Annotated in this window: 16 protein-coding genes; 4 read left to right on the plus strand and 12 right to left on the minus strand. The window is 49.1% G+C overall.

Annotation, left to right across the window (positions count from 1 at the left end):
* Positions 1 to 10 precede the first annotated feature (10 nt).
* A complete protein-coding gene (locus tag EL633_RS07020; protein WP_126626500.1) occupies positions 11 to 1,207 on the plus strand; it encodes a M48 family metallopeptidase in 1,197 nt (398 codons plus the stop codon).
* Here the strand turns inward: EL633_RS07020 and EL633_RS07025 are convergent.
* The 4 genes from EL633_RS07025 to EL633_RS07040 form a co-directional block, all read right to left on the minus strand.
* Positions 1,171 to 2,250: an LLM class flavin-dependent oxidoreductase gene (locus tag EL633_RS07025; RefSeq protein ID WP_161982009.1), complete on the minus strand. Its 1,080-nt coding sequence runs from the start codon at positions 2,248 to 2,250 to the stop codon at positions 1,171 to 1,173. The genes EL633_RS07020 and EL633_RS07025 overlap by 37 nt on opposite strands.
* Before the next feature lie 52 nt (positions 2,251 to 2,302).
* On the minus strand, positions 2,303 to 3,154 hold the full coding sequence (locus tag EL633_RS07030; protein ID WP_126626502.1) for a phosphate/phosphite/phosphonate ABC transporter substrate-binding protein: 852 nt from the start codon (positions 3,152 to 3,154) through the stop codon (positions 2,303 to 2,305).
* A 23-nt stretch (positions 3,155 to 3,177) separates the two neighbouring features.
* A complete protein-coding gene (locus tag EL633_RS07035) occupies positions 3,178 to 3,810 on the minus strand; it encodes a hypothetical protein (RefSeq protein WP_126626503.1) in 633 nt (210 codons plus the stop codon).
* A gap of 698 nt (positions 3,811 to 4,508) precedes the next feature.
* Positions 4,509 to 5,054, minus strand: a complete 546-nt coding sequence (locus EL633_RS07040) for a hypothetical protein (protein ID WP_126626504.1) — start codon at positions 5,052 to 5,054, stop codon at positions 4,509 to 4,511.
* 830 nt (positions 5,055 to 5,884) lie between these two features.
* Between EL633_RS07040 and EL633_RS07045 the strand changes: the two genes are divergently transcribed.
* Together EL633_RS07045 and EL633_RS07050 are read left to right on the plus strand one after the other, a co-directional pair.
* Positions 5,885 to 6,892: a PstS family phosphate ABC transporter substrate-binding protein gene (locus tag EL633_RS07045; protein ID WP_161982010.1), complete on the plus strand. Its 1,008-nt coding sequence runs from the start codon at positions 5,885 to 5,887 to the stop codon at positions 6,890 to 6,892.
* A gap of 37 nt (positions 6,893 to 6,929) precedes the next feature.
* Positions 6,930 to 8,834 carry a HAMP domain-containing protein gene (locus tag EL633_RS07050; RefSeq protein ID WP_161982011.1) on the plus strand — a complete coding sequence of 635 codons (1,905 nt, stop codon included), beginning with the start codon at positions 6,930 to 6,932 and terminating at the stop codon, positions 8,832 to 8,834.
* A gap of 103 nt (positions 8,835 to 8,937) precedes the next feature.
* On the opposite strand, the gene EL633_RS07055 is transcribed toward EL633_RS07050, so the two are convergent.
* Together EL633_RS07055 and EL633_RS07060 are read right to left on the minus strand one after the other, a co-directional pair.
* Entirely contained in the window at positions 8,938 to 9,534 is a 597-nt protein-coding gene (locus EL633_RS07055) for an enoyl-CoA hydratase/isomerase family protein (protein WP_126626507.1), read from the minus strand.
* Between the two features lie 592 nt (positions 9,535 to 10,126).
* Complete coding sequence (locus EL633_RS07060; RefSeq protein ID WP_126626508.1) at positions 10,127 to 11,071, minus strand: LLM class flavin-dependent oxidoreductase; 945 nt, start codon at positions 11,069 to 11,071, stop codon at positions 10,127 to 10,129.
* 752 nt (positions 11,072 to 11,823) lie between these two features.
* Between EL633_RS07060 and EL633_RS07065 the strand changes: the two genes are divergently transcribed.
* Positions 11,824 to 15,303, plus strand: a complete 3,480-nt coding sequence (locus EL633_RS07065; protein WP_161982012.1) for an RHS repeat domain-containing protein — start codon at positions 11,824 to 11,826, stop codon at positions 15,301 to 15,303.
* Between the two features lie 745 nt (positions 15,304 to 16,048).
* On the opposite strand, the gene EL633_RS07070 is transcribed toward EL633_RS07065, so the two are convergent.
* The 6 genes from EL633_RS07070 to selB all read right to left on the minus strand — a co-directional run bounded on the left by EL633_RS07070 (position 16,049) and on the right by selB (position 25,630).
* Positions 16,049 to 16,234 (minus strand): hypothetical protein, encoded by a 186-nt coding sequence (locus EL633_RS07070; RefSeq protein ID WP_126626510.1) that lies wholly within the window; start codon positions 16,232 to 16,234, stop codon positions 16,049 to 16,051.
* Between the two features lie 224 nt (positions 16,235 to 16,458).
* Complete coding sequence (locus EL633_RS07075; RefSeq protein ID WP_126626511.1) at positions 16,459 to 17,484, minus strand: lytic transglycosylase domain-containing protein; 1,026 nt, start codon at positions 17,482 to 17,484, stop codon at positions 16,459 to 16,461.
* A gap of 363 nt (positions 17,485 to 17,847) precedes the next feature.
* Positions 17,848 to 19,239, minus strand: coding sequence for a polysaccharide deacetylase family protein (locus EL633_RS07080; protein ID WP_161982013.1), 1,392 nt, complete (start codon positions 19,237 to 19,239; stop codon positions 17,848 to 17,850).
* 230 nt (positions 19,240 to 19,469) lie between these two features.
* Positions 19,470 to 20,891, minus strand: coding sequence for a glycosyltransferase family 4 protein (locus EL633_RS07085; protein ID WP_126626513.1), 1,422 nt, complete (start codon positions 20,889 to 20,891; stop codon positions 19,470 to 19,472).
* 433 nt (positions 20,892 to 21,324) lie between these two features.
* Positions 21,325 to 23,283 (minus strand): protein kinase domain-containing protein, encoded by a 1,959-nt coding sequence (locus tag EL633_RS07090; protein ID WP_126626514.1) that lies wholly within the window; start codon positions 23,281 to 23,283, stop codon positions 21,325 to 21,327.
* Between the two features lie 364 nt (positions 23,284 to 23,647).
* Positions 23,648 to 25,630 carry a selenocysteine-specific translation elongation factor gene (gene selB, locus EL633_RS07095; RefSeq protein WP_126626515.1) on the minus strand — a complete coding sequence of 661 codons (1,983 nt, stop codon included), beginning with the start codon at positions 25,628 to 25,630 and terminating at the stop codon, positions 23,648 to 23,650.
* Positions 25,631 to 25,878: the final 248 nt, after the last annotated feature.

A 25,878-nucleotide genomic window follows, 5' to 3' on the forward strand; every position in this document is an offset into this window, starting at 1 on the left:
TAAAACTGGCATGGAAATTGATGTCGATCGACAGCAAAAGGCCCGTGCATATGCCCGCACGCGTCGCCGTCTCTCATATGTAAGTATGAGCATTGGGGTGCTCAGTATTTTGATTGTGCTGGGCGCGGGACTGGATAAGTGGTTTCGCGATGTGGTTGAGAGCGCGGGCAGTTGGTTTCCGCTCTTGACCTGGCAACCACACCCGGCCTGGTTTCCCTGGCAGATTGCTGTGTACTGTTTGTTAATCACGCTACTGTATGAAGTGTTGACCTTCCCCTTGTCTTATTATTCTGGCTTTGTGCTACCACGCCGCTATGGCATTTCTGTGATGAGTATCGGTGCCTGGTTCCGTGAACTGCTCGTTGGCCTGAGTTTAAGTCTGGTACTTGAGGTGGTATTTGTCTCACTGATCTATGCCCTGCTGGCATTTCAACCACAACTCTGGTGGCTCTGGACCGCGCTCATAATCCTCTTCTTCTCAGTAGTCATGGCCAATCTGGCTCCCGTTCTGATCTATCCCCTGTTCTATAAATTCACACCATTGCCCGAGGGTGAGCTAACACAGCGCCTCTTAAAGCTGGCCGAACAGGCCAATACCAGGGTGCGTGGCGTCTTCTCGATGAAAATGAGTAATAAAACCACTGGCACCAATGCGGCATTAATGGGATTGGGCAATACGCGACGCATTGTATTGGGCGATACGATGATTGATCGCTATGCAATTGATGAGATTGAGGTGGTGTTGGCCCATGAACTGGGACATCATGTGCATCGCGATATCTGGAAGTTGATTGCCAGCCAGGCTTTGCTAATGCTGGTAGGACTCTTTGTGAGCAATCTACTGCTGCACTGGGTAATTGATCAGCAACATTATTATCGTTCTCTGACTGATCCGGCTACGCTACCTTTCTTTTTTACACTCCTGGCGATCTTTAGTTTTATTATTATGCCTCTTAGCAATGGCTATAGCCGCTTGATTGAATATCAGGCCGATGAATATGCCCTGCAATCCACCCACAAAATCGAGGCCTTTAAAAGCGCGATGAGGCGCCTGGCTGATCAGAACCTGTCTGAAATCGAGCCGGCGCCCATTGTAGAGTTTATTTTCCACTCTCATCCATCAATCAAGAAACGTCTTGAGCATGCGGACGAGTTTGCGGCCCGTTCAGGCTATGCTGGTAGCGCCGCTTTAAGCGCTGAAAGCTGAGCGGCTACTTCATCGGGTGAGCCTTCGGGCATGGTCAACAATGGTTCGTCCACGCCCAGGGCTGCCCACTCACCAATCTTTTTGGCGCACTCCTGGGCGCTTCCAACAATAGTGGTTGCCTCTAACAAGCGTGGACTGACCGCCTCAACAGCGGTCTTCATACCTTGCTGCCAACCAGCCAGGACGGCCTGGACATCTTCCTCAAAACCATTACGCGCCAACATCTGAGCGTAGTAGACACCCATTTTACCAATATAGTAGGCCAGTGGTGAGGCGGCTTTAAAGTAGGCGGCCCGCCGCTCCTCTTCACTGGCATTATCGCTCAGGATGACCGTGGTAATGTAGGGGGCGATCGCCGCGCTATGGGCTGGTCGGCCCGCCTTCAGGGAACCGGCATCCAACTGTTCGCGTAACGCCTGCCAGCGGGTCGCGGGCCAGTAGACAGGTAGGACGCCATCCGCGACCTCGCCCGTTAACTGAATATTTTTGGGACCCATGGCCGCGATATAAATAGGCAGATCTGGTCGGGTCGCTTTGAAACGCAACTTGAAACCGCGCTCCAATTGAAAAATTTCGCCTTGATGGACCAGCTTTTCACCGCGCAGAATTGTACGGATAATCTCCACATATTCGCGGGTTCGTTGCAGCGGCTTCTCAAAGGGAACCCCATGCCAGTGCTCAACCACCTGCGCCCCCGAGGGTCCTAATCCCAACAGGATGCGTCCACCGGAGCGCTCATCCAGGGTGGCCACAGTACTGGCAATCAAGGCTGGACTACGCGAATAAATATTGGCGATCCCGGCGCCGATCTTAATGCGACTGGTGGCTCGCACCAGATCTGACATCGACGTAAATAATTCATATCCCCAGGATTCACCTAGCCAGACCGAATCATAACCCAGTTCATCCGCCAGACGCACTTTTGCGATCACTTGATCCCAGGCGGCAGGAAAATTCGGGGAATCCGCCACTAATCCGATACGGGAACGATATGAGGGAGAATTGTGCTCAGCACCATTGCCTGTTTCACTAGCAGTTGTCATATCTGTCCTTCCAGTAGTGTCAATACGCACAATGAACATGTTGTGTTCTTCATTATAGCGTATAAAGCACCTGCTTTGCGTCTGGAAAACCTCTAGACTGCTGCCTGGCTGTCTGCACACGATTCCACATCGCACGGATATTCGTGTAATCCTCATCCTGTACTGTTACTAAGCGCTCTATCTTGCCGGCATGCAAAAGCTCTGCCTGCACAGGATCTTCATGCATATGCGCGAGAATATCCCTCAGGGCTTGTTTCAACTGCCTGGGAAGTTTACGAGCGACCACAATAGGAGGAATGGCTGATGGACCCAGCATATCAATACTATGGAGTTGTGCGGCCAGTTGCGGATCTTGTTGGAACATGACCTCTAATACATGCGAATCGATGGCGGCCGCATCAGCCTGACCGGACAGCACAAGTTGTAGGGATTGAGCATGCGAACCAGATTTCACGGTTCTACCAAAATAGTCTGTATGTCCTTGCCGCTCCAATAAGCTATACTGTACCAGGTTGTAGCCTGAATGTGACGCCTCTTCATTATAGGCCCAGGTAGACCCACCCAGATCCGCAAAAGCGCGCCAGCGACTATCTCTCCGCACCACGACATCTGAAAAATACTGGGGCCGCCCCTGGTAACGAGTCCCGCGCAAAACCGGGGCCGCCAGCAATTCTACTGGATCCTCTTGCGTAGCCCTTAAATGTACATATAACAGGCCACACAGGAAGCCAACATCTACCCGGCCGCTACCAAAATCGCTAAGATCGTGACCGGGCACTAATTCAGTTGCCATCTGTAATTGTTGTCCCGCATAGGTAGTAATCGCAGCATAGGTGTCCCGCAACAAAGGCGATAAAAAATTCGCGAACTGCAATGATGCAGAAATAGTAACACTCTGTAACATAGCCTATCCTTATGGTTAATGCGTTAGTAGACAACTTCATGCATCTGAAAATTTTTCACCGTGTGGGTAAAAGCATAATGCCTGGTTTTAATCAGTTGAGGTGCGTTTTTTGCCAGCCCGCCCGGAAAGATACCACTATGAATGCGAATCCAATCATAGGTACGCGGCCCCAGTTGATAGGCCGCATGCTGATGCATATCAACCCGCTTCAAATCGGCCTTGACCTCAAAATCCTGCATAACCACAAGGTTGTACCAACGTCCCGGTCGCAACTCCAATGAGGAATATGCCAGCAAACCTGGAATATGGATCAGTTTAGCCAGCATCTGTTGATCCGCTTGAAACAGCTCACTAACCAACTCAGCATCAATTGAGACATGCCGACCACTGACAAATCCAACAAATGAAAGAGTCTCTTCTTTCAGTAACTGCTCGGGTCGGTAAAACAGAATGCGATGCAGGCAACTCTGACGCTCAGTTAATTGGTAGCGTAACGGAAACACCGCCTCACTGGTATCCTCGATCGTCAGTAACGTCAGGCGCAGTTGACAGGCAAGGTGACGCAGGACAATTAAATCTGTCTGGCCTTTTAAAACATTGTTTTTAGCTAAAGAAGTTATCTCTTGTACCTGTACGGGCAATTCATATTGTAACATCTGATACATTCTCCACTCAATTACAGCTAGCTTGCTAAAAATTAAAAAATGATGAATACAAGAAAGTTCATCCCGCACAAGCTAACTAAATCAAGCAAGCAAACAATGTTTACAGGTAAAGGATCATAAGGTAGCTTTACCAGAAATTGTAGTGTAGAGGCCTGAGAAGCCAATTAAACTGGGATAAATGCTCTATAGCAATGTGCGGGCAAAAAAATTTGGGAAAGAAATTAGTAACAGTGGGGGCAACACATAGACATGGACATGAACATAGGCATGAGGAGGCCTGTGGCAAGCGAGGATGCGGTGGAGAATGTGGGAATATTTGCTGGTCTCGTACTGGTTTCAGCAGTTTGCAACTGCGCTAAATGATGTTGTATTGTTGCCATCTTACTGTAACTCCATATCTGTGTGTGATCACCAGTTACTCCCTCAAAAATAAAGTAACTGTAGTTACAAAGCATTGTAAAAGAAAGACAACAAACTGTCAATAGCTGCGATCACTATATCCGGGTACCAACATTGTAGAACAAACAAACATAAGAGGTTGTTATGATTTACCGCGAATTTTTGTAACATCAGTTCAAAAACCGGGGTGCAGCAGCGGAGTGCCCTGCCGGGGGCGCGGGGTATCCCCGCTCATTCTTTCTCCCTCTCGCGCCGCTGCAGGCGGCGCGAGAGGGAGAAACGAGAGGTGGCTATTTGACTGCAAGCGTAACAGGTACATCTATAATATGCATCGGACACATAGCGCCGGCCTTACATAGTGGACGGTCACTAAAATGAAGCTCATAGGTACCCGCCTTTTGAGCGGTGAAGCGCCAGACACATACCTTATCGCTTTTCACAGCATAACCAGCAGGATTCTCCATAGTCAGACCTTCCGGAGTCGTTGCCGATTTTCCCCATTTCTTCCCAAACGGGAAACGGAATTCGATGATATCACCGGTACGAGCAAAAACTGTAGGCTCATTTGTACCTGATAATAAGGCAATTACATTGGCTTTGGGTGGATTAGTCACAATGACATCACTTGCACACCCCTGATCTGTACCATAACCTGCTACTTTTGTCGTGGGTGCCACAACAGGTTGAGATCCCTTATCACCGCTAGAGGTTTTTGCAGGTGTCGATTGGGCATCTCCCCCACAACCAGTTAACAGGGTCAGCACAATAACCAATAGCACGCCAAAAGCGCCAGTCGCAACTCTACTTCTATTTAAAAGCTTCCGAACCGTACTCATTAGTAACTCCTTTTTCGGTAACCTATGAAGACTTATACAATGATTACTCACTAGCATGACGCGATCCACCCAACAAAAGTTCCTCACACCGTTACGGCCACAATACATTCGACGTCACAATATTTCATACCCAACCATAATTATCATCCGGAACATTGACGTGAAGCGCAGAGACGGCAACCCGCAAGGGGATTGCCCTACAATAGTCATTTCCAGGTTACTTTATCGTAGGTTTAACGGTGTACGTATTCATTCCATCTTGAAACAATGGAACAAGAAAAATGATAGATGTAGGGCAATCCCCTTGCGGGTTGCCGTCTCCTCGGCCCACGTTAATGTCCCTGTTCACGATCATGATCGCCATCTCCTCCGCCCACGTTAAGGTCTCTGTACACACTCATGATCGCCGTGCCCACGCCATTCCTGTTCGGTGGCTTCAATATGTGCCATATAAACCAGATGAATTTTTATCTTTCTTCTCTATAAAAAAAAGAATAGTATCATCCTATATCATTCGAAGAATTTTCAGAAAAAATAACTCAATACATATGATTCTTGCAATTTTACTTACAAATATTAAGTAACCTGGTATTTTTCTCCTACGACCTTATTGATCAGTTTGTTAAGCTTAAATCACCTTTCAAAGCTCTTCCTGAGCTACTTCATGCTTTCTTTTAACTATTCCCAGGAGACAATTTAACAAGGGCATAACAATCGCTTAACGGGGCTAATCCATAATCGACTTGAGATGTAATGCTCAAAAATCGTACGCGACTTAACCCAAAAAAACTCCACGCATTATGGAGAAACACGTCCAAAGGATTATCGTTATGCTATCGAAGAATCTCGATATTGAACGGCACCATAAAAGCTCATATACAGGTGGGCGTAATTTTATGATGGGCATCACGCCACTTTTTCTCTTGCTCTTCTTAGCTTCTCTCCTGACTGGATGCGCTGGAAACCCTCAACAAACACAAGAGCTAAGTGGAAAGTTGAGCATCAGCGGCTCAACAGCCTTAAAGCCTCTCGTAGATGTGGCGGCCAAAGAATTTATGCGCCAGCACCCGCAGGTGAAGATTACAGTGGATGGAGGAGGCAGCAAAAAGGGGCTCAAAAATGTTAACAATAAAGTCTCTGACATCGGTGACTCAGATATTTATGTTGATCCCGCCCTTTATCCTGATCCCAATATGACAGATCATATTATTTGTGTTACACCATTTGTAATGATCGTTAATCCTGGGGTCAAGGTGACGTCGCTCTCCAAAGAACAACTTATCGATATCCTATCAAGTGGTAAAATCACAAATTGGAACCAGATACCAGGTGGAAACGATCAACCCATCCACCCGGTGGTACGCCCATCTACCTCTGGCACCCGTGAGACTTTCCGTAAATATGTGCTTGGGGGCGCCGACGAGTTAGTTGGAACACCCTTGAATGTAGACGATACCAATGCCGTAGTGAACAAAGTAGCCACCACCCCCGGTGCCATCGGGTATATTGGTCTTTCTGCCCTCAAACCTACAGTAAAGACGGTCGCCCTTGATAACTTTACGCCAACCGCGCAAACCATTGGTGATGGCAAATATAATTTCTGGTCTTATGAGCATATGTATACACTGGGAGACAACACTCCCTTGCTAACAGAATTTCTAGCCTTCATGACCAGCCCGGCCATGCAGAAAAAAGCGCATGATTTAAGCTATATCACGATTGATGAAATGAACTTACCCAAAGTAGGATCACTGCCCGGAGAACAACTTGACCAGCCAGCTTTAGCGTTCTCGTCCTCCTATGAAAGCGAGGTCAACCGCCGTGAATCGTACAACTAAGCCAGCCACACCACCATCTAGTCCATCAGGATCACTTATGTCAAATAACCAGGTTTATAACGGCAATCAACTGCGTATCCGTTCCTCCCGCAATCGGGGAGGTTCATTGCTGATTGATCTACCTATCGGTACACGTCTCACGCTCGGCTTCCTTGCCGCCGCTTTAATTGCATCCATGGTTGCAGGAATTATTGGCCTACAGCGCTCTCAATCCTTGAGTCAACAATCTGAATTTTACCGCAGTATTTTAACGACCAATACGAGCCTGAATACCGGAACTCAATACTTACAACTGATCAAGACAGAGTCTCAGACCATCTTAGACCTGATACAGACGCCAAATCCATCGGTTGAGACCTTAAAAGCCGATAAAACTGCTCTTCAAGATCTTATTCAACGTTATGATAACTTATTAAATGGTTATATAAGCAAAGATGTCTTGTCAAAGCATCAGGAGCAGAAGAATATTCTGGCCATTACCGGTCAGGCTGATACCATCACTCATCAACAGGATATCTTAGCTGGTAGTGCTAAACGCACATGGCAGACGCATAAGAATTCGCTGATCGAGGTTATGCGCTATTTTGATAACAATGATGTGACCAGAGCGAAGAATCTGCAAAAGGTGCAGGTTGAGCTCACCAATAGTGACGCCGCCAGTGCTATTCGCGCATTGATTCAGTATAATTCGCGCCTGACCGACTCGATTCAGGCTGCCGAGAGCATTCAATCTCAGAATCAGATCATCACGACTATCATTGGATCGATTATTGCTTTTATCGTGATCGTTATCATTGGTCTGGTAATCTCAGGAACGATTGTGCGTCGCCTGCAGCAATTGCGTCAGGTGACACAGGCAGTTGAGCAGGGACAACTTGATCGCCGCGTAAATGTCATCGGACGTGATGAGATCGCGGATGTATCGGGATCAGTCAATGCGATGCTCGAGGCGATCGTTGGGCTGCTGGATGAAACGCGCAATCAGCGTGACGCGCTTACCAATGCGGCCGAACATCTTTTTAGCGATATGCGCGTTGTCAGTGCAGGTGACCTGCGTATCAATGCTCCTGTTAGTAATGATCCGATTGGTATGCTAGCCAACGCCTTTAATTTTACAGTCGGTCGCTTCCGCCGTTTCTTACAGCGCACAAAAACAACCGCCGAGCAACTAGATGTAATCGCGCGCCAACAGGTTGAACGTTCAGAAAGCTTCACGCAATCCTTGCTCCTGGTAAAGACAAATCACAAATCCACTTCGACGCTACCTGGTAAAGATGTAGAAGTAGTCAGCGGTTCAGGTGCATCATTTAAGGCCGATAATCAGCAGACGGCTCTGCTCAATCAATTGAGTCAGACTCGTGAGCTGATCCAGCAGGTCGCCAATGAAGAGATCGTGCAACGCTTACGAAGCACGCTACGCCTGGCAGAACAGGCAACCAATACAATTGATCGTCTGACAAATCTGCCGCAGACTGCCAGCGCCCTCAATATGGGACCCGACGAACTTCGTACTCACTTCCAGGAAGATTTACGCACCCTGAGCAATCTAAATCAACGGATCGCCCGGGAAATGCAGACCTCCCAGAAAAGTAGCGCCAGGGGCTTTCAGGAAATCGAGAAAGAGATGGCCCAGATTATGAACAAGGCGCAGCTCCTTAAAACCCAGAATAGCGATGGATCTATACCACGCGCTAATACAGAAGCCTTACAGGAAATGATCAAGCACAGTACGCAATTCGCGAACGATGTCCATGCGATGGCTCGTCAGGTTAATCATCTGGCGCAGGAGGTACGTACAGGCATCGTCAACTTCCAATTGGATACGGTTGATAGTGGTGGCAACTTGCCGGCCCTCTCACAACCGACGTTTGCGCAATCATCTCCATCCAACGTTCAATTGCCTGGACGCAATAAGACAATGAACCTGCTGGAAACCTACTAAAAAGAGGCATAAAAAAATGACCCCCCGGCTTAATGTAAGTAAGTCGGGGGGTCATTTTTTATATCTCTTGAGATTTTTAGCGAGGTCTAAATAAGAGAGAACATCAGGCCGCACTCATCAACATAGTCAAGAGCTCCTCTGCATCCTGCAGGAAGCGCCTGGAAGCAAGAACCTGGTGTACCAGACCTAAACGCAGCGCAGCCCGCGCATCGACGTTCTCAGAGCTTTGTACAAGGTGCTCCATTTCCTGCTGACCAATCACACTCGCCAGAATTGTCTGTGTACGTGGAAAAATACTGCTGCTTGTCTCTGGTAGTTGGAACTCAGCATCTTCTCGTGCAAGAAGAGTATCACAGAGTAAAGCTAACTCACAGCCGGCATTCAGGGCCAATCCTTTGATCAGTGCAACCGTTGGTATACCCTGCCGATAAAGCATCGAGAACGACTCGTCAATCTTCTGAGCCGCCAGCAAAATCTCCTGACGTTGGGCTTCTGTACTGTCTGCTGGTAGATCCACACCGCCACAAAAGGCGTCTTCACCCATTCCAGTCAGAACAATCAGGCGTGGGGACTTGTTACTTGCTTTGAGGAGGGCTTCCGCAAGCTGCTCAAGCATTGTCGCGGTCAACATGTTTCTTGGATGTCTGTCAAGAATGAGCCAGAAAATGCCATTGCGTTGACGGACATGAATATCCGACATGGAGTAGTGTATCCTTAATGTTAACTTGCTGCGCTTTGCGGTATTGCCCGCAGACAGAAACAGCGTGTATCTATCGTTTAGCTTGCTATCTATATAGTAGTATAAAACGATCTACGATTGCTGTAAGTATATCCTCATCTTATCACAAATTCAAGCGACCACTTTTCCAAGGGTGCCATTCATTTTTTTGCAAGCGTAGCCATGGACCCATCCTCTCATACATCTCACGTCACGATAGGTCATCCCCAACATGATCATGATGAGGGACGTTCACGTGGGGCGAGGAGACGGCAACCCGCAAGGGGATTGCCCTACAATAGTCATTTCCAGGTTACTTTCTCATATTTTTCACGCGTGAATATTTATTTCATTTTCAAGAAACGGAACAAGAAAAAAGAGAGATGTAGGGCAATCCCCTTGCGGGTTGCCGTCCCCTCGCCCCATGTCAAAGTACCCGAGCATGTCCACGATGGTATGCATGTCGTTGCAAAAATTCGAATGACACCCCTTTTCCAATTCAGGCCGAACCGATCGAGGATGTCGATCGATTCGGACTGCATCTCGTGCTATTGTGCTGGCCGCTTGTCGGGCATTAGATACTGGCAAGGATTTCCAGGATCGTTTGCTCTTCATGAGAAGGATCTGTGCGCGGGTCGGTTATCGTGATGACTTCATCGGCTCCGGCTGCATGCAGGGCATAGATACGCTGGCGAATGGTATCTTCATCCCCATACAAAAATAGCTCATGAATCAATTCATCCGTGAGCGTGCCATCGGATTGAAGTGGATAGCCAGCCTCCATAAACAGGTGGCGGTAGGTAGGAAAGGACCGGTAGACTGAGAAGGCCGCCTGCGCAACCTGGCGGACGATGGAGAAGTCCTTTGTCAGTACAATCGGTGCGCTAACGATCAGCGGTGGCCGAGGACGATTAGCCTGGCGCGCACCTTCCTCCATACTGGGAAGCGCGACCGAACGGATATACGATGGCGGTGCCCAGATCAGCATCGCTCCATCTGTAACCTCGCCCGCGAGGCGCAGCATGTTTCTACGCAGTGCCGCAACTACAATTGGGAAACGTGGAGGCTCGACCTGTGGTGGAAGTTCCGCATGAACCTGGTAGTAGTCTCCATCCAGGTCTATCCGCCCTTCCCACAGCATCCCTCGAAGTACAGCAATATACTCTTTCATATGACCGATGGGCTTGTCGAACTTGAGTCCATAGATCCCTTCAATGGCCGGCTGATGACTTGCACCTATGCCCAGACGGAAACGTTGCGGGGCAAGTTCCCCCATTACTAAAGCTTGATTGGCACGTGCCAAGGGATGACAGGGATAAGTAATAGAGATGCCTGTGCCCAGTCCAATAGTGCTTGTCTGTACGGCTGCAGCGGTAGCGATACTAAAACCATCAGCTCCCACCGGCCAGGATGGTACCCAGGCCATTGGAACTCCTGCCTGCTCTGCCCGCTTGATACCCTGCAGTACCTTCTGCGTTGTAGGCGGAAATATAACCACACCAACTGGAAATGTCGTCATAGTATTGAGCGTCCTTTCTCATTGTGTCAATAAACACATCTTAGCTACATTTAGACACAATACCATCGCGCATGTCCATATATATCTCAACACTCAAAAGGACGAAAAAACAGCACATCATACGTCAAATGGGCGCCAAACGTACCGGCAGGGCTCGTCCCTACGCCAGTCTACGTAAGACATGTCCCTGCAACACGTGCTCATCTTGACGCACACGTAGCCAGCATAAAACAAGGTATAGCACCCAGAGAAGAAAAAAATCGCGTAAGCTCATCCATAAATAAAGGATGAGCTTATACTAAAATAAAGAAAAAGTAGAAAAAATTCAAAAATTGCTTGAAAAACCTCTTGTTTTTTTGTCGCACCTTCGGGTATACTTGCTTCTGGTAGCTATGCATGAAAAGTCATGTTATCTTTATTTGGTTAGATAGATCACCATGTATTCCTTTTTCGTAGGAAGGAACATTTTTCTTGTAAGAGTGTGATGAGTCGTTCAGTGCTATTTTTTTCTCGCGCTGATTCATACGTCTCTTCATCTCGCAAGGATGCTTTTTGCCGTGCCTGAGTCTATAGGACGCAAGCATGTCTTTCTGCTGCCCATATATCTCTCCAGACAGATGCTCTTTTTTTGTGCGTATGTTCAAAGAGGAATTTTTCCTCTGCCTCTCTTTTTGTGCCCTTTTTTAGAAATGGATTTCACTGTATGGATCGTTTTTTTTTCATCGATGGATTCTCATGAAACATCCTCTTCCATGAATGTAGTCCCCACCAGACAGGTGACGCGTTCATCCTGGCACTCTCTCTGGCGTCTCCTGCTGGTCATCAGCCTGACAACCGGAGCTATTTTAACCACGGTCATGGGCGCGACCCCTTCTGCCTATGCGGCAACGGCGGCAGCCACAGCAACCCCAACCACGGATCTGCCACCCACATTTAGCGGGGTACGCACACCTCGTCGCAATGTGCCGGTCCCCACCAACGTTCATGACACCAGCTCACACGTCTCACCATTCAAGCCAGCCCAGACTAAAACAGTCCAGGGCAAAACAGTACAGGCCAAAGCAGCGGTGATCGTCAATGGCACCACCCCACTCAATGGCCTGGGTGATTCCTCCCTTTATACTTTTATCGACAAACCCTTGTCCGATCGGCTGGACCTCAAGGTCAATGTCGCCAACGGCAACCTGGTCCTGCATACGGTCGAGTTACAAGTAACCGGGACCGGACTCAACAATACGGTTGGTGGCTACTATAATAGCCAGAACAACTGGTGGTTGACCGATCATGGTACCAACTGGGGCTTCACTACCGGTCGCGGTGCCAGCCTGTACCTGGATGATGTGCCCAGCGGCGGCGGTATCAAATTAACCCTGCCCACAGGACTCAAAGCCTACTTTGCTCCTGATGGCAGTGGCGGCTACAAAGATGCCCCCAGTCTCAAAGCCACCCTCGTCCATCCGGATTCAGCCACCTATGAACTGCGCTTTCATCAAAGCGGTGAGCGCTGGATCTTCAACCAGTGGGGCACTCGCTACGAGGTGCTGGACAAAAATAATAATCTGATCGATTATCATTATCTGGATAATGGAGATTGGACGGGCACGACCGACACACAGGGACGCACGATCAGTACCACACTGGATGCCAATCATCTGGTCAAAGCGGTCACCGATAATACCCTGGTTGGTGGCAAGACACGTACCATCACCTATGGCTATGATGCGCAGCTCAACCTGACCAGCATTACCGATGCCAATAACAAGCAGACCATCTTCACCTATGATCCCGATGGCGATTCCGAACTGATGAGCATCAAGGATCCCCAGGGGCGTACCACCACCATCACCTATGGCGCTACCGGTCAGGTCAGCACCATCACCGATGCCTATAACAAGCAGACCACCTTTACGTATAACAGTGGCAATACCGTCGTCAAGGATGTCAACGGGCACTCCACCACCTATACGTACCAGGACAAACTGCAGGTGACCAAAACCACCAATGCCCTGGGCAAGAGTACCAATAGCAGCTTTGATGCCAACTCCTACAACGTGACGAGCTATGCGGATGCTCTGACCACGCAGACACCAACCAATTATCAGTATGCCACCAATGGAGAAACCTCCCAGATCACAGATCCCACGGGAGCTACCACGAAGTTCACGTATTCGCCGTTGTCGGGTGGACAACAACAGAATGTGCCGTATCAGCCCACCACCGGGACGGATGCGCAGAATAATGTGACCACCAATGCCTACGACAACTATGGCAACTTGACCTCGAGTAGTGACACCACTGGTGGCAAAACCAATGGCAGCAAGCTGCAATATTCCTATAACGCGGATGGCACGCCATCTGGCAGCAAGGATGCCAACGGCAATACCACGCTCTATGGCTATGATGGCAAGGGCAATCTGAGTACGGTGACGCCGCCTGCACCAATGGGTAAAACTACCCTGACGTATGATGCGTTAAGTCGGGTGAGCACTGAAACGGATGGCGTGGGCAATAAGACCAGCTTCACCTACGACGTCTTTGATCGCATCCTCACCATCACCTATGGAACCGGCACCGCCAATGCCACTACCGTCACCTACACGTATGACAATGACGGCAATGACCTGACCGAAAAAGATGGCACCGGCACCACCACCTTTACCTATGATAACCTCAACCGTCAGACCAACAAACTCCTGCCAGGCGGCACCAACATTGTCAGTACCTTTGATAATATTGGCAACCTGACTAGCTTGAATGACGGAACAGGACTGACCAAATACGGCTACAACGAAATCAACCTGGTGACCACCCTGACCGATCCAGGCAATGCTATCACGACATATGGCTATGACGATGCCAATCGCAAGACCCGCATCCAATATCCCAATGGAACAGGTATGATCATAGGCTATGATGCGGCAGGTCGCCAGGTGAACAACGTAGGGGGCAAGACCACCGGCAGTGGCAGCACGCTCGCCATCCCGAGTCCCTATACAGGCTATACCTACAACTATGGCTCGTCTACAGCCTCCAAAGAGGTCTTGCAAAGCGCGGTCAAGCATAGTGCCAATAATTACAGTGTCTACGGCACCTGGACCTATCAGTACGATAGCCTCAATCGTTTGAGTGATGTCAAAAATCCAACACAACATTGGGCCATCGGGTATGACACCAACGGCAACATGACCAGTAAACAGTATACGGGTGCGTCCAACTTTATCGCGACCTATACGAATTTTAATGCGGCCAACCAGCCAACCGGAGCGAGCAGCACCGGAAATTATGCCGGTAAACCAGTCTCGGCGAGTGCGACCTATAGTTACGACGCCAACGGAAACCTGACCGCGATCACCAATAGCGGTGATTCGAAGGGAGCGCTTTCCCTGGCCCAGACCCATACCTACAACAACGCCAACCAGGATGTGAGTGGTGCTGGATCGACCAAAACCTATACACAGAGCTATAGTGGAACCGACCAGACCCAGCGCGTCAACAACAACGGCACCAGTACCATCTACACTGGCCTGGGCTTGAGCACAGAGAAAGTAGCTGGCAACACCACCGAGTATGTGCGCTGTAGTTGTGGTATGCTCAATAGTGAGCGTACGTCCGCGGGTAAGGTCTACTACTATCTCTTCGATGGCCTCGGCTCCATCGTGGGCATGACCGACAGTGCCGGCAACATGGCCGCCAGTTACGACTACGATCCCTTCGGAGGCGTCGCTGGTAGCGTCATCCAACCCGGCGTCAACAACCCCTGGCAGTATGCTGGTGGTTACTATGACAGCACCACCGACCTGATCAAATTCGGCATTCGCTACTATGATGTCCGCTTCAATCGCTGGACCCAGCGCACCCCCGTCGGCGGCAGCCTGCAGGAGACGCTCAAGGCCAACCCGTATACCTATGCCGATGATAATCCTGTCAATGAGGTCGATCCCAGTGGAGCAGTGGCAGACTGGAATAAATGCATTGGTAAAGTTTCACTTACAGGCATTTGGGGGTTACTAGGCATTTATGGATCTTCAAAAACCGATGTCTTTCCGAGACTTAACAATTTAGTAAAAGCAATCCTTCCAGCATCATTAGATGCTGCAAAGGCTTCAGCAGGCACAACACTTTTAGCGGCTTTAAAAACTTTTGGTGGAGTTATTGGGTGGGGTATTGCTCTTGTAAGTATTGGCTATGCTCTTTATTCTTCATGGGATGACATAAGCCAAGCATGTAAATGAGTGATGCATCCCTAAATTAAGAATAAAAAGTATTGTGTGCCACAATATGAACCATATAACGGATTCTTGTTGTATGGTTCATATTAACTAACGAGATTTTCAAAAAGGAGGAGTATGAACTGGGTTGCTGTTTTTGGCCTGGTTTTCGTCATCATAATGATGTATGTAGGTGCTTTTTTAGGTATGAAACCTTGGGAGCATCGTAAAAAATCAAACATCATATTTTTTACGATGATTACTAACGGTATTCTTCTAGGGCTGACACTTGTGATCTCTTCATATACTATGCAATGGAGGTCTTTTGTGTGGATTATGTTTATCATAATTTGCATTGTTTCATTCCTGGGATTGATTATATTTGGTGTTACAAACCAAAACGGCAAATAACTCTATAATAGATTCATGGATCTTATTAAATAAGGAAGGACATCAGACGTTCCTCTGGAAGGACAGAAACCGAAAGAGCAGCATCTGATATTCTGGCCTGTCTGAATATGTCCATTTTATCTTTTTAGGAAGGATAGACTATGAAATATCATGGATGCCGGATTTTGCTAGAGATGTTCCGACGGTTTTAGTGGGCGTGTCGTACGTGGAGTGGGCGCCACACGCGAGGCCGACATGCGGCTTGATCAACGGCGATAGGTGTTAGTAAAGCATCGCATGCCTGTGGCGCCTACACCACTCATGTTTCTTCAAGCATGATCTCTCGGGAAGGTTTTGGTGAGCGATCATGAGATATGCCTCACACACGTTCCGCCATGATCAAGCTACATCCAACGTGATACGTGTAGGCGCCACAGCACTGCGAGTCGTTCTGACCCGTTGACCCACGATAACCCAGCAGTGCGGCCTCGCGTGTGGCGCCCTCTCCACGTACGATACGCTCGCTGGCGGCGCCCTCTCCACGTACAATATGCTTGCCAGCCACGTCGTGGCAACGCGCAAAGAGATGAATTTCACAACAGGCTCCAAACAGCCCTACAGTTGATTCCTGATGCTTCTACAATAAAGATACCTATTTATCCGCTATATTAACCAGAATAATGCCTATGATTCTTACCATCGCAAATAATGGCATTGTGTGATTACATATAAACGAGCAGATGGCAGAGCTTGTCTCTGCCACCTGCTCGTTCCTGCCGTCACCGTGCTTTAGCCCATGATGATGCGCACGTAGTTTTGGGTTTCAACTGGTGTAAATGCCAGCCAGTTGGCGCCGCCAGCGGCGACTGCGTTGTTTACATTACCTGGTCCCGCGTTGTAGGCGGCCAGGGCCTTCGCATAATCACCACCATATTGATTGGAGAGATTAGCCATCATACGGGCGGCTCCATAGAGGGCATCGACTGGATCATAGGGATTAACACCCATGCCTGCGGCTGTCGAGGGCAAGAACTGCGCGATACCGACCGCACCAACAGGAGACATGGCGTATGGATTAAAACCACTTTCCTGGTTAATCTGACGCTCAAAATAAACTGGACTGATACCATATTTGATGGCGGCGTCCTGAGCGATCGCTACATACTGGCTCCTTGGCAAATTGGTGGCAACTGGTGGGGGGGCTGGCACGACCGGGTCAACGGGCTTATTGACTGCCGGTGCCTGCTGCTTGGGCATTGGTATGGGCCGGCCTGTAGTGAAATCCCAGTTGAGCTGTTGTGTCTGCGCCCACTGTGTCGCATTATCAAGGATTGGAATACCACTCTGTCCACTACCCAGTGGAGTAAGAGAGATCATTGTAAACATTAGGACACCGAGAGATGCGAGCATGGCCAGGGCATGACGCACATGCAGATGTAGGCCGTGGTGCTGCCCCTGCTGCTGCAGGCGCATGGCTTCAGTTGTGCGCTCACGCTTCTTCTCAGCAGGAATAATGATTGGAGCGCGCATACCCTTTGCCGGGGGCTGCATTGTTGATTGTAATGCCAGGATCAATGACTGTGTGGTTTGCGCATTCTGGATCACAATGGGATTATAACTATCAGTGTTTCTGACCGGTACTGGTGCGGCGCGTAAGCGGTCCGTGCTGGTGTGTCCTGGAAAAGGGTGCGTGTAAATATCCTGGGTGGCTTCTTCACCCATCATCGGAGCAATCGTTGTCACACGGGGAATACGCTCCCCTAGATATTCAAAATCGTTGTCATCAAACGATCGCTGTGAGTGAAATTGTGCCATTAACCATACCTCTTAACCAAAGTATTTAATACTGTACTATACTTGCTATATGTGAGTCTAACTAAATAAACCGAGACTCGTCAATTTGTTACGCACGTTGTAGGCCAAAAGTCATAGAAGCGCATTAGTGAATTCTTAACCTTCTATTTTCTGGCAACACCGCATAAAAATATTTCTGGCAGCCTGTTAGTGCGGTGTATTTTGATATCATATAATAAAACACTTTTGAGCGATGTATTTAGTACAATAATCTATGCAAATGTAGTACCAAGGTCATGGGGTTTCAGGTCCTATTACTTATGGGTGAGTTATATCAAAAGGCCCACTTACCAGATGGTAGGCGGGCCTTTTGGTCGTTTGCGCTTAGGCGCGACGGGCGGCATAGTTGAGTTCGGGGATACGCTCGACCATTGGCTCTTTGCGCCGCGGGTTCCGACGCTCGGGTTGACGCAATAGGCGGGTGGGGATATAGGGTTGCATGGCTTTCAGGGCGTTGATATATACTTGCTGCTGCTCGTGAATGACACGGTTTGGACCCAGGGACCACCATTCGGATGGTGTGAAGTACGCTGAGACTTCAGCCTCGGGCCCGCTTCTCCCATACCATTGGATTAAGTGCAGGTTATCGGATTGGGCCAGCCAGATGGCGATATCGATCAATTCGTCATTTCCGGTTAATTGGGCCATGCCATAGACTTCACCCATGAGTTGGAGAATGGTTTTCTGTGCTTCGTTGCCAAGGAAGAATTCCATGCCACCACTTCCAGCCCATGTGGTCGGGAAAACTGGTAGGGGCAGATGATTGGCGTGTTCCTGATGGCGCTCGATGATCTGGCTGGCAGTATACGTGCTTACTCCACGCTGCTTCAGTTCACCAGGCAGGGCGCGCATAAAATCAAAGATACCACTATCCAGTCGATGGTGCTCACCAAAGGTTTCGAAGTCCCAACCTAATAGAAGCATGTCGCCCCAGGTGTTGGCAATCCAGTCCGCGTAGGTATTGGCATACAGCGGATAACCGTCCCAACTTCGATTGGAGAAGCGATAGCCAACATCATCACTTAATTCGAGATGGCGGGTCAACAGATAAGGACTGCTTGCGCGCGCATCTTGCCCATCAAGACCTTTGCGGATAGGACGTCGGGCGCGCTTGCCTTCGATGGGAAGTGCATAAGGAGCTTCATCCCCATTGCGGTAGAGATGGGTACTTTCACGCCAGCCCATCACCCAGGGACGGCCATCCATCAGGGCCCCACGGAAACCCGCGACATCCAGGGCATCATACAGCGAGGCTGACATACACATTTCAGTCGTGTCTGTTATTACCGGCCGCTTCCCAAAAATAGCTTCCAAATTAGACGCCATGTCTTGCATCCAGGTGACGAAGGCAGGCATATCCAAGAGAAAAAGAAAGCTATGATATGGTTCTACCCCAATCAATTCAACATTCTCATGCGCGACCAGTTCCCGAAAGAGGTCCAGCAGGCTTGGATCCCAGATGGCCGCCTGCCGAATAAACGAGAGCGAAAAACCGATCGATAGCTTCATGCCTTTACGCACCAGATCCAGAAACATCTGGGCCGATGGATAATAGCTATATTGCGCCACTTTTCTGAAATAGTGTTCATTCATACGTTCATCAAAGAGGCAGTGGGCAATTTCCCCCGGCGTCGCTCCGCGCGGAATGGGTTGCGCGGGAAGCTTCAAACGCCGCGGTTGATGAACTACTGTGTAGACTGCCAGATCCGCAACCATACTCGTCATCCTCTCATCCAATTGGCATACCAACCATCTACCAACACACCTACTCACTCCCCCAGGAGGACCCCATTGTTCCTCCACCTTCGTATGCTAAAGAGCGACACCTTGTATGGTGCAGGCGTTACAATCCACACACACTCGCTTATGATGGTACGAGCATCAGCCAATACCATCATAAGTACCTGACATTGGTGGATGATGTATGCCAGAAAAGTTGTCTTACACTAGACAATACTACTATGCTTTGTACCGGCAGGCTTGGACCCTATACCAACCTCTTGCGCGACCGTATCTTGCACAGGAGCATCAGCCACTACATCCATCATACTGGCTGCGGGCAAAACAATATTTTGTTTGCGCGCCAGGAACTCCAGTTTTCCTACCATATTTTCGATGACACGATCCCATAAGAATTGTTTGGCGGTATACTGACTGGCCTGACGCATCTGCTCTTGCTTCTCGGGATGGCGGCGCAGGTAGAGGAGGTAGCCAACAATTTCATCAGGATCTTCGGTCTCGGTCACAATGGCATTTTCAAAGGAGACGGCATAGTCCTCACCAGTTGAGCCTGTGACCGCAATACCCTGGGCCGCCATCACTTCCAGGGCCACTAACCCAAAGGGCTCATGACCACTATTCGCCAGTGTGGCATCGGCCGCAGCATAGGTCGTGCGCACAAATTCTTCAGGCAGGAAGAAACGCAAATTATAGACATCAGCTGGACCGGCCTGCTCAATCGCATCCAGACACTGCTGCAGATTGGGGCGCTGGGCGACCACATCTTGAATATGCAGGCCACGGTTATAGGCATGGCGGAACACATCGGCACCATGTGGCTCGATACCACCACGCACAAAGAGCGTTACCGGATGACCGGCATCTTTCAGACGGGCCACGGCCTCCATCGCCATAATCCAACGTTTATCTGGATCAAAACGACCAATCTTGAAGAGGAAGAAACGATTAGGATCTCCACGGCGCGCAATCGTACGCAGACGTTGAACCGCCTCTGTATCAACTGGCTCAAGGTGACGAGCTGGAATACCATTGGGGATCACCAGTGGATTAACTCCCAGATTCCACATCTTGTGCTTCATGTATTTGCTCACGGTACACAGTGTACTCACAAAGTTGAGCCGTTCCCAATCGATGCGCTGGAGCGACATCAGGCTGTTCAGGTTCCATAGCATCAAGACCTTCTGACGCACACCAAACCAGTGCAGCAAGTCAGAGGTACGGCACATTACTTCCGCCGTATGCCAATCCTCGCCCATTACGACCACCGTCTTACCTTCAGCGACCGCCGGGCGTACAATTTCACTAAAAATATGATAAGGAACACTCTCGTTATAATCGTATAACTTCTGCTCCTCACCATCATATACACCATTAGGATAATATTTGCTTACCCACTGCGACCAACGCTTCAAAATAAAACGTCCATCGACGCGATGTTCAACCGCAGGTTTATAGGGGTCACCAATATAAATAAGATGAGTTGTATACCCCTGAGTTGCGAGTGCTTCGCCAAGCTCAGAGACACGAGTACCCAGACCACCCGCAGTAGAGTAGACATCAGGCCCTTCAAAACAGAGCAGGACAAATAATGTGTTCTCCGGCGAGATTGCTCCGTCTAATTTCATCATGATAGGTCGTCCTCATTCTTTATTTTTTCATTTTGAGAAGGGAAACATAGACACCTTTATTGAACTTTAGGCCAGCAGAACGCAATGTCTTGAACACTGAGTGTTAGCGATGCGGGGAGCTCCACCCGTTTGGAGGCCACCAATCCTGCGATGCCTGATCGTTGTTCATCACTATCGTTCGCGTGTCTACTATCTGTTTTCCAGATAGATATCAAGTACTTCTACATGAAGTATAACACGTTGTTCATAACCAACGTCATTATATCAAGGAGTATACCATATAGTATATGTTTTATGCTTAAATAGACTCAACAATTGCGTTATTTTATGCCACTGTAATCTGATCTTCTCTTTCATAGGACAATAAAAAGAGAAGATATCCAATTATAGATACCTTCTCTTCTATTTGTATAAATTGTGTATGCCTATACGCCTATGGAGTGGGCGTTACAGTTGGCAATACCGTTGGCTGAGTTGTCGGTTGTACCGTTGGCTGGACTGTCGGCTGCACCGTTGGCTGGGTCGTCGGCTGTACCGTTGGCTGGGCCGTCGGCTTGGGTGCAGGCGGGGCCGTTGGCTGAGCCGTCGGTTGTGTAGGCGGCGCAACAGGAGTGTCCGAAGCTCCCGGTTGATTGGGATCCGCTGGAGCATCCACCCAGTTAGTGATGTACAACGTCAAAACCTGGCCGTCCTTCAAGGCTTTTCCCGGCGGAGGATCTGTACGCGTAATCGTGTTGGGATCCCGATTAGGATCAGATTTATTCTGGTCGTCTACCTTAGGGATATAGGCAATTCCCAGGCCATCTAATTTGGCTTTAGCCTCATCAAGAGATAAGCCTATCAGATCCGAGGGCACGACATTATTAGTAGCCTCTAATTCAACCAGGATGGTCGATCCTCGCGCGGTAGAAGCGCCTGGTTCCAGGGATTGACGTTTGACTTTACCAGTCTTTATATCACCCTGGACCGAGATCTTAAAGCCTTTGCTCTGAGCCAGTTTTCTGGCATTCTGGAGGCTCAATCCTCGTAGATCTGGCACTTGCACATTTTGTACCGAGGTCGCTGCCGGCGGCGGATTAGTATGGGAGAACGGGAGAGTGATAAATTTAAGTTGGCTGGCTAAATAAATACTGAAAGCCAGCAATAATACCGTTGCAACCAGAATAAGCACAGCAAAAACGCCGGCCATCCGGTTTCCTCGCTGTTCCCGTATGACACCCGCACGTCCACCACTAATGGAATCTCTTTGGAAAGGACGGGTAGCTCCAGCTTCCCCTTCCCCTATGGTACTTACAGGTACAGGACGCTGCTGATCCATCGCAGTTGTGGCGTCGTTTGGATCAACAGAGATAGGAACAAAACCTTGATCAGCCCGCAATGCGGTGGCGGCACCATTTTCAGGGACGCCCGTTGGACCTGAAGCAATAGCACCAGGATGCGGAGAAGAAGTTTGCTTAATCGCTTGTCCTGCTCCACTATTAAAGCCTCCAACCTGCTGGAAAGATGGACCAGAGCCTGATCCATTTCCTCCAGGGAGCGGATGGGGAGCTTGAACCGTCGCATTATCTTCTTCACCCAACAGTTCCAGTGCTCGCGCCAGTGTATTTCCATCCCTGAAACGCATCTCAGGAATTTTTTCCAGGCAGCGTAAAATAATCTCTTCCAGCGCTGGCGGAATATTTGGATTTAACTGACTGGGCGGCATTGGCGAATCCTGAATGTGCTGCATAGCGACAGCCACCGGGGTATCTCCGTCAAAAGGAGTACGGCCCGTGACCATTTCATACATCACAATTCCCAACGCATACACGTCAGCCGCCGGGCTGACAATCTCGCCCTGCGCCTGTTCTGGAGCATAATATTGTACGGTACCCAGGGTCATGCCGGTCGTGGTTAAACGCTCGGCATTAATGTCTTTATATACACTGGCGATACCGAAATCAGTTAGTTTGATAGACCCATCACGACCAACCAGAATATTTTGTGGCTTCACATCACGATGCACAATACTTCGTCGATGGGCCGCTCCCAAACCGAGAGCCACATCGTGCGCGATAATGACCGCTCGGTCCATGGCGAGGACACCCCGTGAGCGTAAATACCGGCGCAGGTCCGTACCTTCAATCAGTTCCATGACGATGAAATAATTACCATCGCTCTGGCCATAATCATAAACCTGCACTATATTGGGGTGCTGCAATGCAGATGCAGCTTTCGCCTCTCGCTGAAAGCGCGTCACAAACTTTGGGTCGGTACTATATACTTCGCGCAGCACTTTAATAGCTACGGTCCGGTCCATGCGCATATCACGGCCCCGATAAATCGTAGCCATACCACCGCGCCCAATAGGGTCTTGTAGTTGGTATCGCTCACCCAAAACTTCGATTTGCATAGCTCTCCGCACTGTTTGGGCGACTGTTTGCAGTGCCCTTCCCTTGTTTATTGGACAATCTTCCTGTCACAGTACCTTTTGTCGGCAATCCAGAGTAGTGGTGCTTCCAGCAGGTGTCTTCTGGCATCAATTGCATGCAAACAAGGATTACGCATATCTTAACCAGAGACGCAATGTGGCTCATAAACATCAAGTTGATGGTCCATCCTTCATCCCCGTTTGTGGCGAGAAGGCAAAAAGCATTGCGTCACTATTTTAACTTATTCTACATCAGAATGGAACACTCTACAGGAAAGTAGGAGTTCGCGTTCTTTTGTGTGCCTCTTGTCTCTACTGTTCCATTTTAATCGGCCTACACAGCAAACTATGTTATCTGTCCACGAAATAGCGTTGTACCTGGGATACGTTCATCCCCCCGTCTCTGAGTGATGCGCAGGACATCCATGTGTTCGAGTAGAGGCAAGATATATTTTCGCGTCGTTCCTAGTACATCACGAGCCTCGGCAACGGTTATTTTACCGTGCTCATGCATATAGGATACTATTTTTGAAAGTGCCGTGGTATAAGCTGTGTTTGAAAATAACAGACCATCACCGATTTTTACCAGTTGTCCCTGTTCGATGAGAGCGTTCACCATCTCAACTCCCACGCTGGCATCAGCTTCACTACGGATAGGAGGCTGATAGGGCTGTTCCCCGAAAAGCTGAAGCAACTGGTCTACCTGTCGCTGCTGGGCAGGAGTAAAAGATGGGAGAAAGCCGGGTAGCCGGATTAATCCACCGGTTCGAGCAAGTGCCTGTCGCTGGGTATGCTCCTCCCCACCAGCCGTCTCTACATTCTCCAGGTGGCCTTTTTCTACTAGCACAGCGAAAATTTCGGCGGCCAGCTTGGGTTGTAGATTCAGGCGTGCACGCCATTCCTCTTTGGAGACTCCACTGCGCAATGGATAACGCTGATGAAATTCTTGGACAAGACGAAGTGCCTCAGCAACCAATGCATCCCAGACGGTTTGTGCAAACCAGTATACACCTATTTTATACACTCTTCCTTCTGATAACAACGACTCTAGTATCTGTTGCGTCACATCATGAGCCAAATTAGACTGCTTCACTATTTCTTCGAGCAGATAACCTGGCTGATTGTGTGTATGTTTGGGTATATTTGCTGCTTTTGTCCTCTGCTGACGATCAAGCACCGCCAGCACGATTTCTTCAGGAGTTCCTTGTTCCAATTGGATGAGAGCGCTTAGGACTGCTGCTTGATGCCGACGATGATAGCGGGGCGAAATATCGATAACTTCTCCGCCACCAATCGTCATACTCGGCGATGGAATACGCAGAATAAAGCGATCATGTCTTGCCAGCACGGCCGCCCGTTCCAGCCGCAACTGCGCCCAGGCACTTTGTCCCGGCTGGAGCTCATCTGTATCCAATAGACGCACACGAGCCGCTACCTCCTGGGAACCGCTATAAAGGTCTACGGCAGTATTATGCGCCAGGGATCGAGGAGCCTCCGCCCATAAATGCAGACGGGCATCAAAAAGGACGGTGGGACGCAATTGATCCGGTAAAGCGACGACATTCCCACGTTCAAGTTCACTCCGCGCAATGTTAGCCAGATTGATAGCCACACGGCGACCCGGTAAAGTCTCATCTAACTGCTGCTTATGCGTCTGCAAACTACGAATACGGGACTTCTTGCCCTGCGGTAAAATCTCGACCTCTTGTCCTACTTTCAACATACCATCCAATAACGTGCCCGTGACAATTGTCCCAAATCCAGTTAACGAAAAGACTCGATCGATTGGTAAACGTGGACGCGCAATATTTTTGCGCTCGGATGATGTTTGCAGGATATGCTCTAGTGTAGATAAGAGTTCGGGTAGGCCTTGTCCTGTATACGCGGAGACCGGAATAATTGGCGCGCCTGCCAGGACGGTCGGTTTGAGGTATTCAGCTACCTCTTCCCGCACCATTTCCAGCCAGTCCGCATCTACCAGATCGGCCTTGGTCAGAACCACGATACCACGCTGCACTTGCAAGAGATCTAGAATTGCCAGATGCTCACGCGTTTGCGGCATAATCCCTTCATCGGCAGCAATGACCAGCAAGGCCGCATCAATCCCACCCACGCCAGCGAGCATATTTTTAATAAAGCTCTCATGGCCTGGAACATCCACAATGCTGACCTCTTGTCCACCTGGCAATTTCAACCAGGCAAAACCAAGATCAATGGTCATGCCACGTTCTTTTTCTTCAGTCAGACGATCTGGATCAATACCAGTAAGCGCTTTTACCAGGGTAGATTTTCCATGATCGACATGGCCGGCGGTTCCAATACAACTCATCTTAACCAACTAGCAGGGATAACTGATGGAGGACAGTAACATCTTCAGTATACCGCAAACAGTGGGTTCTGGCTATTTAATACTAACAGAGAGGACCACCATCTCTCCATCGACACCCATGCTCTAACGCGGTATAATAATAGGAGCACAAAAATATCCTACAGTTTAATCGTGTGGAAAGTGGGATTGTTAAGGGCGCGTCCTTTAATCTGGAGTTCAAGGTTAGCTAGACCCATAACTCTTACTCC

Origin of the sequence: Dictyobacter alpinus, from assembly GCF_003967575.1 — a bacterium.
In the GTDB taxonomy this organism is placed as follows: domain Bacteria; phylum Chloroflexota; class Ktedonobacteria; order Ktedonobacterales; family Ktedonobacteraceae; genus Dictyobacter; species Dictyobacter alpinus.